A 16,655-nucleotide genomic window follows, 5' to 3' on the forward strand; every position below is an offset into this window, starting at 1 on the left:
CAGCGCCGATGGTACTGCGAAAGCGGGAGAGTAGGCCGCCGCCAGTTTTTATTTTATTTTTAAAAAACCTTTATCATAACGATAAAGGTTTTTTTTGTTTTATACCCTATACGATACAATACATACAATACAAAAATGCACGCTCTTTCTGAGTATCCTCAATGCGTGTACAGGGAAAGTAACTCAATAGGCCTTTAACCAGAATACCGAACCTCAAACAAACTTCCGCCTCTTATACAAAGTCTTTCAAATAAGCTCGTAAATCGGTTATTCCGTACAAGGCGGAATTGTGGCAGAGAATTGCAAATGAAGAGCCAGGATCTATCTTATTTTCATCGAGAAGATATAAAGAAACCGCTTCTGTGAAGAAACGGTCCTGTTTTTATGACAGAGGTATGGTCAAGATTACATATCACTGTTTGTTTCCGGGCACTTGAAATCATCGCTGCAGGTTGCACATACGATAACTCCATTACAATAATACATACAGAAATCCTGTTCAGGAAGATTAACTCCTCCGGAAATGTTTTTTAATTGGCCTTTTTGTAGTTTTTTTAAATTTTTCATATTGTTTTAATTAAAAATTTGTAGGTAAAGTAAATTTAATCAAAAAAAAATTAACTAAACAAGATATTTGTGATTAAAAAATAAAATTTAAATAGAGACAACAGAGAGGACAGATACATCAAAACCGGATTTTATTTAAATTTTACATATTAATAAAATAAATGCTATTTTTAAATAGCGTTATCCGAAAAGCTTATAGAGTAGGAATACCAAAAACCAAAAACTATGAAAAATCAAAAAAAACTTTCAAGAGAAGATCAAAAAGGCATTGTTGCGGGAGTAGACTTTCCTGCATTTTGTTTTGAAGGCGGGGGGCCTGGCGAAGGTGGTTGTTCCGCAGGAGAAATCTGTTCAGGCGGAAAATGTGTACCTTATGCAGGAAACCCGGGTGGAGGAGAGGAGGAAATCCCGGAGGCGGGGGTAATACGTATACTTGTATCTGTCCTTGGGGAACATTCACACAAGCTACTCCTTGTCCTGAATTCTATTGTATAACAGGGTAAGATACATTGTCCTTTATTTCATCAGGTTATTTACTACCGATCAATACCTGTATAATGGCATGTAAGTTTGGTCCATGTTTGTAAGAAAATAAACGAAATGAAACAAAAAGGGCTGCCTCCAACTGAGGCAGCCCTTCTTTTATTTTTTAATCAATCCCAGTTCGATCAGTCTCTCATGCAGGAATTCTCCGGCAGTAGTATCTTCGTATAATTTAGGATTGTTTTCATCTACACAGTTATCAAGTGCATTTAAAGACATTGCACTGATGGGATGCATAAAGAAAGGAATTGAATACCTTGAAGTACTCCACATTTCTCTTGGAGGGTTTACCACCCTGTGGATAGTAGATTTCAATTTGTTGTTGGTATGTCTTGATAGCATATCTCCAACATTGATCATCAGTTCATCCGGTTCTGCAATGGCATCAATCCATTCTCCGTTGTGATTCTGAACCTGAAGACCTTTTCCCTGTGCTCCCATTAAAAGAGTAATAAGGTTGATATCCCCATGAGCAGCTGCTCTTACCGCATCATCCGGTTCTTCGGTGATTGGCGGATAGTGAATTGGTCTTAAAATAGAGTTTCCTTCTGCGATCTTGTCATCAAAATAAAATTCATCTAAACCAAGGTGCAGCGCTAAAGCTCTTAGAACATACTGTCCTGTTTTCTCAAGCATTTGGAAGGCTTCTTTACCTACTTCGTTAAATTTTGGTAATTCGTCAACGATTACATTGTTTGGATACTCAGTTTTGTATTTTGAATCATCAGACAAATACTGCCCGAAATGCCAAAATTCTTTTAAGTCTCCTTTTTTGAAACCTTTTGCAGTTTCTTTACCGAATCCTACATAACCTCTCTGGCCTCCAATTCCTGGAATTTCGTACTTCTGTTTCGTCTCCACTGGAAGTTCAAAAAAGTTTTTTACCTCACCATACAAATCATCCACTAGGTTGTCATCAAGAAAGTGGCCTTTTAAGGCTACAAAACCAATTTCTTCATAAGCTTTTCCGATTTCATTTACAAATTTCTGTTTGCGTTCCGGGTTGTCCGAAAGGAAATCACGCAGGTCTACACTAGGTATTTTATCCATTTTTAGAAATTTACGAACAGCAAAATTACATTTTTTTTAATTTAAATGATTTTAAAATCATTATTTATAAGTTAAATTTGCTGTATGAAAAAATATTCTTCTAAGAGAAGTATCCAAATACTTGCACATCTTCTTCAACAGTACGGAATTGCTGATATCGTAATTTCTCCGGGGTCAAGAAATGCTCCTTTGGCCATCCATTTTTCAGAGGTAGATCGTTTCAACTGTTACAGCATTGTAGACGAAAGAAGTGCGGCTTTCGTTGCAATGGGAATGGCGAAAAGTGAGAAAAAGCCGGTGGCGATTACGTGTACAAGCGGATCGGCGGTGGTTAATTATTACCCGGCAGTCACAGAGGCTTTTTATCAGAATATTCCACTTTTGGTGCTTACGGCAGACCGGCCAACAGATTTTGTTGATCTTTTCGACGGGCAGACGATACGACAGAAGGATGTTTTTCATCAGCATTCCTATGGTGATTTTCAACTTTTAGAAGACAGCAAAGAGAATGCAGAAGATATTAATTTCGATATCATTAAAAAAGCTATTGAACTTTGCTTTGAGAAGCAAGGTCCGGTGCATATTAATATTCCTTTGGAAGAACCTTTGTATGAACTGGTATCAGAGCTGCCTACTTTTCCTACGGTGGAGAAAACAATCAAGCATAAAGAATATGAAATTCCATCCAATCTGATTGCGGAATGGCATACTTCACAGAGAATTATGCTGTTGGTAGGAACAAGAGATTACAGTCCGGAACTGGAAAACCAGCTGACGCAACTGGTGAAAAACCACTCTGTGGTGGTACTGAGTGAAGCGAATTCAAATCTGAATCATGAAAAGTTCTTTAAGCATATAGACCGTTATATTTTTAATTTTACGGAAGAGGATTATAAAACGTATGCTCCCGATCTTTTGATCACGGTAGGCCAGAATGTGGTTTCCAAGAAGGTGAAGCAGTTTCTCAGAAGTGCCCGTCCGAAACAGCATTGGCACCTGGATGAAATTTGGCAGCCGGACACCTATTTTTCACTTACAGAAAAGATAGAAGTAAAACCGGAAGTTTTCTTCTCAAAATTGCTGAAATTTATTAATCTGGAACCTAGACCTTATTTTAACCTTTGGGACGTTTTAAGGGATAAGAAAGATGCCAAACACGAGCAGTTTTTGAATACTATTGAATTCTCAGATTTTTATTTCTTCAATAAAGCTTCACAAACAATTCCTGAAAATTATAATATTCATTTCAGCAATTCTTCGGGGATCAGGTATGCCCAGCTTTTCGATTTCGGAAAAAGAAAGATGTACTGTAACAGAGGTACCAGTGGTATTGACGGGTCTACCTCCACAGCAATGGGCTTTGCGATCAAAAATGAAAATCCTACTTTACTGATAACAGGTGACTTAAGCTTCTTCTATGATATCAATGGACTTTGGAACCAGTATATCCCTCCATTTGTAAGAATTATGATCTTCAATAATGGTGAAGGAAATATCTTTAAGATCATTCCGGGGCCCGGAAATGCCAACCCGAATACGCTGGATGAGTTTATAGCTACCAAGCACCGTAAAAATGCAGAATCTCTGGCAAAGCACTTCGGATTCTCCTACATCCGAGTAGAAGATGAGATTACTTTAGACCGGGTTCTTGAGAATTTCTTCAAACCGGATGCACAGCCAAAGATCCTGGAAGTAAATACGTACGGGAAAAACAGTGCTGATGTGCTGAAGGCGTATTTCGAGTTTATGAAATAGGTTTAGAGGTCAAGATATTCTTCACTCCCCGGGAGATTGATGATTCTGTCGATAGGATAGATAAACATATCATCAAAATCATTCAGCGCATTAATGATCTGGAAATGGGTGAATTGCTTTAAATTCTGTAAAGTGATCTCCGTTTCTTTGATCTTTTTATGCTTTAAAAGATGCTGTCTTTGTACACCATTCAGCAAATAGGTAGAAGGGGTGAACCAGTCCTTTCCTTTTAGAAACAAAAGGTTGGAGAAAGAAGTATCTGTAATATGATTATTTTTAACAATAATAATTTCTTCAGCCTTAGCTTTCATCTTCATTTTATCGAGTTCTTTACGATCTTCGAACTTAAACGAATAATCAAAGCTGTTATTCTCTACCAGCTTGAAATCATGAATTTCAGGTATTGCGTAAGGAATCATCTGTGTCCTGATTCTTTTGTCAAGGTCATAGGCAATTCTTAGCTTGAAAAGGCCATCCTCGTCATGCTGCAGATTTTTATAAATCTTGATCAGATCAATGGAGTCTTCCTTTCCAAAATGGGAAAATGTTTGATTGACACGTTTCTGATGTAGATCCAGCAGAAAAATCTCCTGATCTTCTACTTTAATGCTTTCAATGAATTGGGACATAGATTTTATTTTTCATTTCCTGATATTCGTCTTCTAATTTACTCATGTGCGTTATACCGCCTCCGCTCTTGAAATAAAGCTCGTCTCCTTCTTTTTCAATAAAGCGTATCATTACACAACTGTCCACATTTTGGCCGTCAAACCAGCCGCAAACCCCCGTGTAATATCCTCTCTCATATCCTTCAGCATCCAGAATGATTTCCATTGTTTTGGGTTTGGGAGCTCCTAAGATAGAGCCTGCAGGAAGCAGCTTCTGCATAATACTTCCCAACTTACCGCTAAATTCAGGTTTAATCTTTCCTGAAATCTCAGAGCTCATGGCATACAGATCCTTCTGTTGGGTTTTGATGAAATCAATATGCTGAAACTGGTCTACTTTTACATCATCAGCAACCATGCTAAGGTCATTCCGGAGCAGATCTACTACGGTGTAATGTTCTGCTTTTTCCTTTTTGTCATTCTTCAGAATTTCTGCTGCATTTTCAATGGAAGCATCAATGGTACCTTTCATAGGATAGGTTAAAATTTTTCCATCAATGATCTTTACAAAAGTTTCAGGAGAAAAAAATACAAAAAAATCTTTATAAAATACCTTATACTTCGCATTTGAGTGATAAAAAATTTCTTCTAGGGTTAAATTAGTCTCTATCTTTGTTTTTCTAGTATAATTTACTAAATAAGAGTTTCCTGAACGAATATTTTCCTGAACTTTATCAAAACCTATCCGAAAGCTTTCCAATGTTTCAGGAAACGATTTCCATAGTACTTTTTTGTTTAGTGCATGAGTTTCTTTTGTGTTTGAAAACCATTGAAAATCAATTATTAAACCTTCTTTTTCAATTTCGCTTTCCGGGTATATTTCAACATTCTCCGAGAGAAAGTCGATGACGAAAAAATAGGGAACCTTCCTGAGAGAAAGCTCATCCATTTCCATAAATTTTTGATGATTCACTGAAAACATTCTGCAAAAATACTTATTGATGTTTACTTTTGCATAAATTTTTTATGATGCAGAACAAATATCCTCAGAAACCGGGACTCGATTTTATATTGAAGCAGGCATTTTTTTACTGGAATAAAACACTCGTTTTTCAGTTGATGTTTTCTATCGTCTTTTTTGCCATATTACTGACCGCGGTTATGCTTTTCGGAGAAAAATATGATGTATTTTCTTATAACAAAGAATTGCAGGAAGCCTTCCAGGAAGGAACTCAGGCTTATTTGAAAAAGATGGAGGCAATAACGGCTACTGAAAACTATCAGATGTTTACGGTGGCAATTTGGGGAACTACGGCCTTTCTGTATCCTTTAAATCTGGGAATGTTTCAGATCTTCAGAAAATTAGATCTCAGAGAAAATATTGTGATAGGAGATTTGTTTGCAGGATATAATGGTCTTAATTTTTTTAAGTATGTTGGATATTTTCTTTTTTGGTTCTTTATCTACAGATTTACCCTTCCTACATTTGTGCTGGCCGTGGCCTGGGTTGCAGTAACCTTGTTTGTGGCTCCCTTGATGTTCTTTACCAATAAAAGAATATTTGAAGCCATCTCTCTTAACTTTAAAGCTCTCAAAATGTATTTCGTTGAAATAATGGTTTGCGTGATGGTTGCTTTTGTGTTTAAGTATTTAGGTTTTGCTTTATTTTTGATAGGTGGCCTTTTCACTTTTCCTTTTTGGAATGCCATGATTTACTCACTTTATAAAACTGTTTTTTCTGAGAAAAGTTGAAATTTCATCCATGTTTAATGTTTTCTTTTGCTAAAAAAAACTAAATTTGGTAAAATCATTAAATATTTAAACTATGTCTGAATTTAACGAATTTGATCAGCAGGGCTCTGTTCCTAACAGAGATACGGGGTCAATTATTTCTCATGCTTTTGAAATGTACAAAGGCGTCTTCGGTTACGGAATTGTAGCAATGATTATTTACCTTGTCGGGGGATCTGTTATTCAGATGCTTACGGGGTTTGATTCTGCTTCTATGGTTGAAGAGATGAAATCTTCAGGGGGCGATTTTAATTACTGGAGCGCTCCGGGACTTCCTTTGTATATGGGGGCATCCAGCCTTTTCGGGCTTTTATTATCTCCTTTGTATGTAGGATTGATCTACATGGTGAATAAATACAATACAAAAAACCCGATTGAGTTTTCTGATCTTTTCATTGGCTACCGTCAGAATTTTGTAAATATTTTAATTTACAGTCTTCTTTCCGGAATCATTTCTTCAATCGCTCTGGCACTGTGTGTGTTCCCTATTATTTTTGTGTACCCGTTCCTTTTAATAGGATATCCGATTCTGTTATTTGAAAATGCTTCGGCTACAGAAGCTTTGTCAAAATCTTTCAATATTGCTAAAGAGAATTATGGAACTTTCTTGTTAACAGGATTTTTAGGCTTTCTGATTTCCATAGCAGGGGTAATTCTTTGCGGAATAGGAGTTATCCTGACAGCTCCGTTTATCATGATTGTAATGTACTCCACCTATTGTGCTTTCTTAGGAAAACCAAGACAAATTATGTACAGTAAATAAAAAATAAAAAAATAAATGATGAATAAGGACAAACAAATAAGCAGTGTTGCGATTAAACAAATATCGCTGCTGGCCATCATTCTGGTTTTGGCAGGACTGATCTGTTTTAATCTCGCATTGTTTATTCCCTCAGTTCTGGGAGCCATTACCATTTATGTAGTCTGCAGGAAATATAATTTTTATCTGCAGGAAGAGAAGAAATGGAAGCCGTCACTGGCTGCTTTTGCTCTCATGTTTGCAAGTCTTATTGTTCTTATTCTTCCGATCTATTTCATTGCCGATCTGATTATTGATAAACTGGGAAATGCACAGGCTTACATGGCTAAGTTTAATGTTTTTCTGGATAAAATTCATTCTTATATTTTCTCTAAAACAGGATTTGATATTCTGAGTAAGGAAAATATGGCCAAACTGAAAGACAATGTAGGAAGAGTTTCTACATCGGCATTAAGCGGAACTTTCAATACGCTTACCGTAGTGGTGTCCATGTATTTTATTCTCTACTTTATGCTGGAAAGACCAAGACTCTTTGAAAAGATTCTGACTTCCTCCGCACCGTTGAAGAGAGCCAACATTTCTTTGATCGGAGATAAAATGAGAAAACTGATCATGGCCAATGCTATTGGAATTCCTGTTGTAGCAGTAGGACAGGGAATTGTAGCACTTATCGGCTATCTGATTTTTGGAGCGCCGGGAGCCGTTCTCCTCTTTGCACTTACGGCTGCAGCTTCAGTAATTCCGGTGGTTGGAACTGCTATCGTATATGTTCCTGTATGCATCTTTATGATCGCTGAAGGAAATACCGGCCAAGGCCTAGGATTGGCGATATACTGTCTTGTTGTAGTAGGGCTTACGGATAACCTTCTCCGGTTTACTCTTTTAAAGAAGCTGGAAAATATTCATCCTCTGAATACCGTATTCGGAATCATCATGGGAATGAACCTGTTTGGCTTTATGGGGCTTATTTTCGGACCTATTCTAATCTCGCTGACCCTTCTATTGGTTCAGGTGTACAGAAATGAATTTTCAGACGAAGATGCTCCTCCAGACCTTGAACTTCCCGGACAAGATGATATCACAGAAAAATTAATTTAATTATATATAAAGTGGAAGGACTCAATCCAGAAATATTAAAAGAAATCTGTATAATGAAAATGCCGTTCGGGAAGTATGAAGGAACAGTTCTGATTGATCTTCCCATCAGCTATCTTGAATGGTTCAATAAAAATGGAATGCCAAAGGGAAAACTGGGAATGCAGCTTTCAACGGTGTACGAAATCAAATTAAATGGTTTGATGGATCTTTTAATTCCCATCAGGGCAGCGGTAAAAAATGGATTATAAAATTTAAATAAACTTTATCCGGATAAAGTTTCGGCGGCATCGAAGATGCCGCCGAAACTTTTTTATATCCTATTAAGCTTTCAAGGCTAAAATCTCATCTCTCAGCTTGGCTGCCTTTATAAAGTCAAGGTTTTTCGCGGCTGATTCCATTTCTTTTTGCTTCTGCTCAATCATTTTTTCGATATCTTCAGTGGCATAAGTGGCTTTTGTTTCTGCCACTTTCTGAAGGATTTCCTTTTGGGTATATTTTTCATCAGGAAAATCTTTGCTTCTTCCTACAAGATTTTCAGAAATCTTTTTATTTAAAGCAGTTGGCTTCAGACCATGTTCCTCATTGTACTGCATTTGTTTGGCGCGGCGGTATTCGGTCTCATCCAATGTAGCCTGCATAGATTTGGTGATTTTATCTGCATACATGATCGCTTTTCCGTTTACGTTTCTTGCGGCACGTCCTACAGTTTGGATCATGGATCTTCTGCTTCTCAGCATTCCCTCTTTATCAGCATCCAATATAGCGACTAATGAAACCTCAGGTAAATCAAGACCTTCTCTTAATAAGTTGACGCCAATTAATACATCAAAAAGCCCTAAACGGAGATCCTGCATAATCTGGATACGTTCCAGTGTTTCAACATCTGAGTGGATGTATCGTGTTCTGATCCCGAATTTGGTGAAGTATTTTGTAAGTTCTTCCGCCATTTTCTTCGTTAAAGTGGTTACCAGCACTCTTTCATCAGCATCAGCTCTTTTCTGGATTTCTTCCATTAAATCATCAATTTGATTTAATGAAGGTCTTATCTCAATAATCGGATCCAGAAGTCCTGTGGGACGGATAATCTGCTCAATATAGGCTCCTCCTGTTTTTTCAAGCTCGTAATCGGCAGGTGTTGCAGAAACATAGATTACCTGGTTCTGAATGGCTTCAAACTCTTCAAACTTTAAAGGTCTGTTATCCATGGCGGCCGGAAGTCTGAAACCGTACTCCACCAGTGCCTCTTTTCTGCTTCGGTCACCACCGTACATGGCATGAACCTGTGGTACGGTAACATGGCTTTCGTCAATAACCATTAAAAAATCTTTAGGGAAATAATCGATCAGGCAGAAAGGTCTTGTTCCCGGAAGGCGGCCGTCCAGGTATCTGGAGTAATTCTCAATTCCTGAGCAGTATCCCAATTCTTTGATCATTTCAAGATCCAGTTCGGTTCTTTCCTGAAGACGTTTTGCTTCTAATGGTTTCCCTACAGAGCTGAAGAAATCAACCTGCTTCACCATATCATCCTGAATCTCTTTAATGGCACCATTCAAAGTTTCTTTTGAGGTTACGAAAAGATTGGCAGGGTAAATCTGGATCTGATCAAAATTATCTTCTACATTTCCTGTAACAGGATCAAAACTTTGGATTTTTTCAATTTCATCTCCAAAAAACTGAATTCTTATCGCATTATCAGTATAAGCAGGGAACACATCAATTACATCTCCTTTCACACGGAACATGCCTCTTTGGAACTCATTGAGCGTTCTGGCATACAGGGCATTAACTAATGAATGGAGAAGAGCTGTTCGGGTTACTTTCTCACCAATCGCTATAGAAATTAAAGATTTATGAAATTCCGTAGGATTTCCAATACCATAAATGCAGGAAACAGAAGCTACAATTAAAACATCTCTCCTTCCTGAAAGGAGACTCGCAGTTGCAGAAAGACGCAGTTTTTCAACTTCTTCATTGATACTCAGGTCTTTTTCAATATAAGTTCCTGTTGTAGCAATATAAGCTTCAGGCTGGTAGTAGTCATAGTAGCTGACAAAATATTCCACGGCATTATCCGGAAAAAATTCTTTAAACTCCATAAACAGCTGTGCAGCAAGAGTTTTATTGTGTGCCAATACTAAAGTCGGACGCTGTACATTTTTTACAACATTCGCAATAGTAAAGGTTTTTCCGGAACCTGTTACGCCCAGAAGCGTCTGATATTTCTCACCGATCTCTATTCCTTCGGTAAGTTTTTCAATAGCCTGAGGCTGGTCTCCGGTAGGTTTATATTCTGATTGAAGCTTAAAATCCATAGAAAAGAATGTATATAACAAAAATACGAAAGAAATTATTAGGCCATATAATCTTTTGAGGTTGAATATTTTGATATTAATTTTTTAACAGGAATTATTAAATAAAAAAGCGCTGATCATTAGCGCTTTTCATTATTATGGGCGGGCAAAACTCAGCGTTGCGGGAATCTTTAATACAGAGGCAATGGCTTTTCCGTCTTTCATTGCAGGTTTCCATTGGGTTTCATTAGTAATTTGAGTCACTGTTTTCAGAAGTTCGCGGTTCATAGTTTCATTTTCTCCGGAAGTAGTTACCTGAGTAGTTTTTCCATTTTCATTAATATGAATGTAGGCCATGGAAGTTATAGTCCCGGTGTAGCTATTCAAAGTACTTACGTCCATATCCTGGCTTATTTTGATTTTCAAATTCTTATCTCCTCCTGGATATTGTGCCGGGATTGTATTGGAACTTTGTTCAGGACTGATGGCAGTATCTGTGTTTTTACTTTCCTTTATATTGTTCACTCGTGGGACTATGGTGTCCGAAGTATATTTTATATCCTCTCTTTTGAAGCCCATTATAACAGATGATTTTCCTTCTTCTTTGGTCTTTTCATAATAGGAAGGAGTCATCAGTGTCACCTGGTATGGTTGTGGATTTTGGACTGTTCTGGCGTTCTGGTAAACCTTGCTGATATAAACATTTGAAAAGTCATTCGGAGTATAATTTTTCAAAGTGCTGTTTTCTACTTTTTTTGCATCTATCCAGACGGCATAATTTTGTTTGTTTAAAAATGATTTCAGTTCATGTTCTGTCGGAACTCTTTTTTTCAGCTCTGGTGTCGCGAAGAAAGTGATCTTCTGCTCATTTTGCTGACTTTTGCTAAGCAATGAATATAACTCACCAAGTCTTTTCTTATCACGATCTGTTACCTTGCTTGAAAATTCTACATATTTTTTGTTTTTCAAAAGATCATCATATTTTGCTAATATATCTTTGAATTCCTGATAAGGATCCTGGCCGGCAACCTGAGCCGGTATCTCTGCTATTCGTTCAGAAAGAAGAATTTGCGAAGCGTTGCCTGCATATGTTCTTTCAGAAAATAGTGCTGCTGCTGAAATCAAAACAGCAATTCCTGCTGCTTTCCTAAGCAGGCTAAACTTTGATTTTTTTGTATTCATCATAATAAATCTTTTTTTGGTGTTATTAAAATTAAAAGAATGAGTCAAATTAGGATTTTGATGGCTGAGAATTTCCTCCAGAATAAGGTGCTGATAGTCTCTGATATTATAATTATCATTCATAACCGCTTCATCGGCTAAAAATTCATGATTGGTTATCACTGCTTTTTTATAAAAGAAAAGAACGGGATTGAACCAGGTGAAAATATGCAGAAGCTCCAGGAATAAAAGATCTAAACTGTGTTTTTGCTCAATATGAGTTTTTTCATGAAGAAAAATCCTTGGGTCGATCGAGTTGTTTTTCATATAGCTTTCTCCCATATAAATCGTATTCCAAAAGCTGAAGGGGGAAAGGTTTTCCTGGGTTACGATCACATTATGATGCCGGTACTTGTACTTTTGTCCCGATATTCTTTTCACCGCAAGTATGGACCCAATACTTTTTAGCAGCAGAAAAAGAGTGATGGAAATATAGATTCCCCATACTCCATTCATCCAATCGAAACTTTCCTGCTTGTGTGGGATAAAAACCAGTTGCTGTGCTGTTTCTTCAATGATCAGTTGAGACGTTGTTATGTTGTCCCGGCTCGGTAAAGTAATGGTGATAAACGGAATGGTATAGGAGAGCAAGAGCGCGCTGAGCAAATACATCCGGTTAAATCTGTATATTCTTTCTTTTTCCAAAAACAGATAATAAACTGCAATGAATATACAAGAACACAAGATTATTTTCAGAATTATAGCAGACATGTCTATTCCTTGATCTGTTCATCAATAATATCACGGAGTTCTTTCAGTTGCTTTTGACTAAGTTTTGCATTCGAAGTAAAGAAAGATGCAAATTGAGTTACGGAGCTGTTGAAAAAACGGTCAATCATGGAAGTCATTTCCTCTTTGAAATATTCCCCTTTTTCTATTTTTGGATAGTATTCCCGGGAATTTCCATATAATTTGTAACCTACCAGTTCTTTATTCTGCATTCTCTTCAGTAAGGTGGCAATGGTAGTAGTAGCGGGTTTGGGATTCGGATAAGCGTCCAGGATATCCTTCATGAAAACAGCCTTCTTTTCCCAAATAATATCCATAAGGACTTTTTCAGAATCTGTCAGTTTAATTTCTTTCATTCTACAATATTATAATTTATTCTACAAATGTAGAATAAAAATTTATATATACAAATTTTATTGGCATTATTTTTCCATTCATTGTATAACATCTAATCATAATGCTATGAAAATCAATCAATTTTATATTCCTGTGGTAAGCCTTTTTCTTTTTTTATCATCGTGTAAGGAGAATCATGCCAATGCACAAAAGACTGGAAATGACGGTAGTGTAGAGACGGAAAATCCCAATTCTGACTATAAACCTGCATTTAAGGGACAAACACGCATTAAAGCTGTAAAAACTACGACGGCTTATAATGTAGAAATCTTGAATAAGGACTTAGGAAGACCCTGGGGAATCATCAATTTACCTGACGGAAAGTTTCTCATCACTGATAAAAACGGTCACATGAATGTTGTCTCATCAGATGGAAAACAAGTTTCTAAAATTGATGGATTTCCAAAAGTGGATTCAAAAGGACAGGGAGGAATGCTTGATGTAGCACTGGATCCGGATTTTAAAACGAATAATGTTATTTATTTCAGTTTCTCAGAGCCATTTGGTAAAGGGAATTTAACCTCAGTGGCGAAGGGTAAGCTATCCCCGGATCTTAAAAATATTTCAGAAGTGAAAGTTATTTTCCGTGCTGAACCGTCTTACGATGGGGATAAGCATTACGGTAGCCGGCTTGCCTTTGATAAAGATGGGTATTTATTTGTAAGCACCGGAGAACGATCTGACAAAGTAACCCGGGTGTATGCCCAGAAAACGGATAATTATCTTGGCAAGATTTTAAAAATAACAAAAGACGGTCAGCCTGCTCCAGGAAATCCTTTTATCGGAAAGGCTGGATATAAGCCCGAAATTTATGCTTACGGCGTCCGAAATCCTCAAGGTATGGCGATAGATCCTAACGGTAATCTATGGGATGTGGAAATGGGGCCAAGGGGAGGTGATGAAATCAATCTGATCCAGCCGGGAAAAAATTACGGATGGGGAGATGTAACCTATGGAATTGAATACTCAGGAGATAAGGTAGGAAAAGGAATTACCCAGAAGGAAGGAACCGAACAGCCTGTTTATTATTGGGATCCTGTTATTTCACCCAGTGGAGTGACTTTCTATACAGGAAATATTGAAGAATGGAAAGGAAACCTCATTATCGGGTGTCTGAGTGGTGAACATATTGACAGAATTGTTATGAAAGACAACAAAGTAGTAGGTGAAGAGCGTCTTCTCGCAGATCAGAAAGAGCGCTTCCGTGATGTACTGAATGGAATGGATGGAAATCTTTATGCAGTCACAGACAGCGGAAAACTTTATAAAATATCAAAAAAATAGAAAAAACTCCTGAAAATTTTCAGGAGTTTTTATATTAAAATTTAAAGTTAAGTCTCGCAAAAACCTGTCTTCCGGCAAATCCCATCTGTACAGGATCAAAAATACCTCCGGATTCTGTGTTTCCGCTTGTTACCTGTGTGGTCTGTAAGGTAGGGTATCTGTTGAACAGATTTTTACTGCCTAGTGTAAGATTTAGATTTTTTGAAAATTCATAGCCAAAAGAGAGATCTGTGGTTACTTTTGGATGGTATACTTGTTCAGCGTCATCATAGCCGATGAGGGTTACTTTGTCAAATCTTACCATCTGTAGATTAACATTGAACCTGTTGATTTTATAGTTTAGATTTAAATTCACTTTTGTTTTAGGTGCAGACGCCAGGATAAATGCCTTTTCTCTCTTACTGAGATAAATATCTTCTTTACCAGCCAGCTGTTCGGACGTATTTACTTTTGTGATTTCCATATCATTATAATTTCCGGCTAAAGTAGCGGTCAGTTTTCCGGGTCCCCAGTTTTCACTGTAGCTTAAAATAAGATCAACTCCTTTTGTGCGGGTATCAATGGCATTGGAAAAGAACTGTACCTGATCCACAAACGGGTTCTCGGCCTGAACTTCTGCCGGCAGGTCTGCCTGTGCAAAATATCCAGTCAGAACAATTCTGTTTTTTACCTCAATATAATATCCATCTACTGTTGCTGTAAACTTCCCTGTGTTGAATGTAAATCCGGCGCTTCCGTTCACAGAGGTTTCCTGTTTTAATTGAGGAATTCCCAAACTACCCGCCAGCTTGCTGTCATTAGACGCCAGCTGAACGGTTACCAATTGGCCACCCTGAAAATTGGTAAACTGCTGGCTGTAGTATTTCTGAGCCAATGATGGTGCTCTGAATCCTGTAGAAACCGAACCTCTGAAAGCAAACTGAGGCGTAAAAGCGTATCTGGTAGCCAATTTGCCATTCAGAGTACTTCCGAAATCGTTGTAATTTTCAAATCTTCCGGCTACACTGATCATCCAGTCTTTTGTTACATCCAGTTCAGTATCTACGTAGGCGGCAAAGTTATTTCTGCTTTTACCGATATCAGTAGAATAGCCGGGAAACCCTTGTGAACCTCCCGGGCGATACCGTATTGGATCAGATCCAGGTACTGTTACCCATAAATTTTGAGGCGTATCTTTTGTAACTACATTTCCATTGATATCATACATGGCGTAAGAGGCCTCTTCACCTTTAATGATATCAAATTTCTCATATCTGAACTCCGATCCGAAAGCAATGTTAAGGCCTTCCAGTACTTTGAACTGCCGTACCGCATTAAAACCGGTCGTGTTCTGTAATAATGAATGTCCACCAGCATTAAAGCTTGTAGGAGATTTACTGCCTAAGGTTGCATTAATGGTATTGTCGATCTGGTAAGTAAATCTATTGTTCCCAAAAGCATTGTACAAATCTACATCCCAATTGGCCACCTTGAACTTTAAGCCATTGTCAAATGTGAAGTCTGAAATATTGGTATTTTCAATAGGATTAAATCCATTAGGATAAACTTCAGGAACGTTTCCGTCAGCATCCGCAAATCTTGTCCACGCATAAGCTTTTGTATTTCTGTGTGAGAATCCCTGGCGCGAATAAAAGGTCAGTCCATCAGAGAGGGGAAGTTCAATATTCCCGAAAAAGTAAACATTTTGGGCTTTTGCATCTCCGAAACGTTGTCTGGAAGCAGTATACAAATCCGGATTTGCATTTCGTATCGAATAATCTTTATTGATGAATTCTGCTGTAAAATTTCCAAAACCGCCTTTTGAACCTATTTTAGTTCCTAAATTTCCACTGAAATCAAAGGTAGTTCCGTCTATTTTGTGATCAGAAACCACATCATTGCTGCCCGGGCTTTTGAAAAGGTTCATACCTGTGAAGAGATTTCCTTCAAAACCTTTGTTCCGGTCGTTAAGAATTACATTGATAACACCTGCTATCGCATCCGAACCATACTGTGCAGAAGCTCCGTCCCGAAGCACTTCCACTCTTTTTATCGCACCAATAGGAATGGTATTCATATCATATCCGGTGTTTCCTCTTCCTTTGGTTCCAAAAAGGTTGATCAGTGAGGACTGGTGATATCTTTTTCCATTTAACAAAAGCAAAGTCTGATCAGGGCCCAGGCCTCTTAAGGTGGCCGGATCTACGGCATCAGCACCGTCAGATCCTGATTGTTTATTGGAATTGAAGGAGGGGGCTGAAAATTGTAAGAGCTGGTTAATTTCCACCTGTCCTGTTGACTGGCTTACCTGTTTAATGTCTATAATGTCGATGGGAACGGGGGTATTGACTACCGTTCTCTTTTTATTTCTGCTGCCGGTGATGGCAACTTCCTCAATTTTCGATTCTTTCAGAGTGTCTTTTACCTGCTGGGCATACGATAATGTAGAAATTCCCAGAAAAATAGCGCTGATATATTTTATTCTCATATTGGTAATCTTAAGTGGTAATTCAATCAAAATTATCAATATTTGTTTTTAAATCAATAGTAAATTTAAATATTTGCTATGAATGTCTTAATTTT

General features: G+C 37.7%; 15 protein-coding genes. 7 read left to right on the forward strand and 8 right to left on the reverse strand.

What is annotated here, in order from left to right:
* Window positions 1–405: 405 nt before the first annotated feature.
* Window positions 406–567: a bacteriocin-like protein gene (locus BLW74_RS22555; protein ID WP_167358470.1), complete on the reverse strand. Its 162-nt coding sequence runs from the start codon at window positions 565–567 to the stop codon at window positions 406–408.
* A gap of 225 nt (window positions 568–792) precedes the next feature.
* On the opposite strand from BLW74_RS22555, the gene BLW74_RS18210 reads away from it, so the two are divergent.
* Window positions 793–1,062 carry a bacteriocin-like protein gene (locus tag BLW74_RS18210; protein ID WP_089694752.1) on the forward strand — a complete coding sequence of 90 codons (270 nt, stop codon included), beginning with the start codon at window positions 793–795 and terminating at the stop codon, window positions 1,060–1,062.
* Window positions 1,063–1,209: 147 nt separating this feature from the next.
* Here the strand turns inward: BLW74_RS18210 and BLW74_RS18215 are convergent, their stop codons facing one another.
* The gene (locus BLW74_RS18215) at window positions 1,210–2,160 is read right to left on the reverse strand and encodes an isopenicillin N synthase family dioxygenase (RefSeq protein WP_089694753.1); all 951 of its coding nucleotides are present in this window, start codon (window positions 2,158–2,160) and stop codon (window positions 1,210–1,212) included.
* An 84-nt stretch (window positions 2,161–2,244) separates the two neighbouring features.
* Here BLW74_RS18215 and menD point away from each other — a divergent pair, with 84 nt between their 5' ends.
* Window positions 2,245–3,915 (forward strand): 2-succinyl-5-enolpyruvyl-6-hydroxy-3-cyclohexene-1-carboxylic-acid synthase, encoded by a 1,671-nt coding sequence (gene menD, locus BLW74_RS18220; RefSeq protein WP_089694755.1) that lies wholly within the window; start codon window positions 2,245–2,247, stop codon window positions 3,913–3,915.
* A 2-nt stretch (window positions 3,916–3,917) separates the two neighbouring features.
* Here menD and BLW74_RS18225 read toward each other — a convergent pair whose 3' ends face one another.
* Complete coding sequence (locus tag BLW74_RS18225; RefSeq protein ID WP_089694757.1) at window positions 3,918–4,544, reverse strand: aminotransferase class IV; 627 nt, start codon at window positions 4,542–4,544, stop codon at window positions 3,918–3,920.
* Window positions 4,528–5,505 carry an aminodeoxychorismate synthase component I gene (locus tag BLW74_RS18230; protein ID WP_089694760.1) on the reverse strand — a complete coding sequence of 326 codons (978 nt, stop codon included), beginning with the start codon at window positions 5,503–5,505 and terminating at the stop codon, window positions 4,528–4,530. Before BLW74_RS18230 ends, BLW74_RS18225 begins: the two co-directional genes overlap by 17 nt.
* A 44-nt stretch (window positions 5,506–5,549) precedes the next feature.
* Here BLW74_RS18230 and BLW74_RS18235 point away from each other — a divergent pair, with 44 nt between their 5' ends.
* From BLW74_RS18235 to BLW74_RS18250, 4 genes are all read left to right on the forward strand, one after another.
* A complete protein-coding gene (locus BLW74_RS18235; protein ID WP_089694762.1) occupies window positions 5,550–6,275 on the forward strand; it encodes a hypothetical protein in 726 nt (241 codons plus the stop codon).
* 73 nt (window positions 6,276–6,348) lie between these two features.
* Window positions 6,349–7,077, forward strand: a complete 729-nt coding sequence (locus tag BLW74_RS18240) for a beta-carotene 15,15'-monooxygenase (RefSeq protein ID WP_089694764.1) — start codon at window positions 6,349–6,351, stop codon at window positions 7,075–7,077.
* A 15-nt stretch (window positions 7,078–7,092) separates the two neighbouring features.
* Window positions 7,093–8,172, forward strand: coding sequence for an AI-2E family transporter (locus BLW74_RS18245; RefSeq protein ID WP_089694766.1), 1,080 nt, complete (start codon window positions 7,093–7,095; stop codon window positions 8,170–8,172).
* Between the two features lie 11 nt (window positions 8,173–8,183).
* Entirely contained in the window at window positions 8,184–8,420 is a 237-nt protein-coding gene (locus BLW74_RS18250) for a DUF3820 family protein (RefSeq protein WP_089694768.1), read from the forward strand.
* 72 nt (window positions 8,421–8,492) lie between these two features.
* Here BLW74_RS18250 and uvrB read toward each other — a convergent pair whose 3' ends face one another.
* From uvrB to BLW74_RS18265, 3 genes are all read right to left on the reverse strand, one after another.
* Entirely contained in the window at window positions 8,493–10,484 is a 1,992-nt protein-coding gene (gene uvrB, locus BLW74_RS18255) for an excinuclease ABC subunit UvrB (protein WP_089694770.1), read from the reverse strand.
* Between the two features lie 135 nt (window positions 10,485–10,619).
* Window positions 10,620–12,296 (reverse strand): M56 family metallopeptidase, encoded by a 1,677-nt coding sequence (locus BLW74_RS18260; protein WP_228424963.1) that lies wholly within the window; start codon window positions 12,294–12,296, stop codon window positions 10,620–10,622.
* A 101-nt stretch (window positions 12,297–12,397) separates the two neighbouring features.
* Window positions 12,398–12,769: a BlaI/MecI/CopY family transcriptional regulator gene (locus BLW74_RS18265; protein ID WP_089694773.1), complete on the reverse strand. Its 372-nt coding sequence runs from the start codon at window positions 12,767–12,769 to the stop codon at window positions 12,398–12,400.
* 106 nt (window positions 12,770–12,875) lie between these two features.
* On the opposite strand from BLW74_RS18265, the gene BLW74_RS18270 reads away from it, so the two are divergent.
* On the forward strand, window positions 12,876–14,093 hold the full coding sequence (locus BLW74_RS18270) for a PQQ-dependent sugar dehydrogenase (RefSeq protein WP_089694775.1): 1,218 nt from the start codon (window positions 12,876–12,878) through the stop codon (window positions 14,091–14,093).
* A 34-nt stretch (window positions 14,094–14,127) separates the two neighbouring features.
* Here the strand turns inward: BLW74_RS18270 and BLW74_RS18275 are convergent, their stop codons facing one another.
* Complete coding sequence (locus tag BLW74_RS18275) at window positions 14,128–16,560, reverse strand: TonB-dependent receptor plug domain-containing protein (RefSeq protein ID WP_089694778.1); 2,433 nt, start codon at window positions 16,558–16,560, stop codon at window positions 14,128–14,130.
* Between the last annotated feature and the right edge of the window lie 95 nt (window positions 16,561–16,655).

Source organism: Chryseobacterium culicis (assembly GCF_900108365.1).
Taxonomy (GTDB): domain Bacteria; phylum Bacteroidota; class Bacteroidia; order Flavobacteriales; family Weeksellaceae; genus Chryseobacterium; species Chryseobacterium culicis.

Bases quoted from the DNA above. Each gene is read 5' to 3' on its own strand.
- BLW74_RS22555 (WP_167358470.1), bottom strand. From the start codon at position 567: ATGAAAAATTTAAAAAAACTACAAAAAGGCCAATTAAAAAACATTTCC.
- BLW74_RS18210 (WP_089694752.1), top strand. From the start codon at position 793: ATGAAAAATCAAAAAAAACTTTCAAGAGAAGATCAAAAAGGCATTGTT.
- BLW74_RS18215 (WP_089694753.1), bottom strand. From the start codon at position 2,160: ATGGATAAAATACCTAGTGTAGACCTGCGTGATTTCCTTTCGGACAAC.
- menD (WP_089694755.1), top strand. From the start codon at position 2,245: ATGAAAAAATATTCTTCTAAGAGAAGTATCCAAATACTTGCACATCTT.
- BLW74_RS18225 (WP_089694757.1), bottom strand. From the start codon at position 4,544: ATGTCCCAATTCATTGAAAGCATTAAAGTAGAAGATCAGGAGATTTTT.
- BLW74_RS18230 (WP_089694760.1), bottom strand. From the start codon at position 5,505: ATGTTTTCAGTGAATCATCAAAAATTTATGGAAATGGATGAGCTTTCT.
- BLW74_RS18235 (WP_089694762.1), top strand. From the start codon at position 5,550: ATGATGCAGAACAAATATCCTCAGAAACCGGGACTCGATTTTATATTG.
- BLW74_RS18240 (WP_089694764.1), top strand. From the start codon at position 6,349: ATGTCTGAATTTAACGAATTTGATCAGCAGGGCTCTGTTCCTAACAGA.
- BLW74_RS18245 (WP_089694766.1), top strand. From the start codon at position 7,093: ATGATGAATAAGGACAAACAAATAAGCAGTGTTGCGATTAAACAAATA.
- uvrB (WP_089694770.1), bottom strand. From the start codon at position 10,484: ATGGATTTTAAGCTTCAATCAGAATATAAACCTACCGGAGACCAGCCT.
- BLW74_RS18260 (WP_228424963.1), bottom strand. From the start codon at position 12,296: ATGTATTTGCTCAGCGCGCTCTTGCTCTCCTATACCATTCCGTTTATC.
- BLW74_RS18265 (WP_089694773.1), bottom strand. From the start codon at position 12,769: ATGAAAGAAATTAAACTGACAGATTCTGAAAAAGTCCTTATGGATATT.
- BLW74_RS18270 (WP_089694775.1), top strand. From the start codon at position 12,876: ATGAAAATCAATCAATTTTATATTCCTGTGGTAAGCCTTTTTCTTTTT.
- BLW74_RS18275 (WP_089694778.1), bottom strand. From the start codon at position 16,560: ATGAGAATAAAATATATCAGCGCTATTTTTCTGGGAATTTCTACATTA.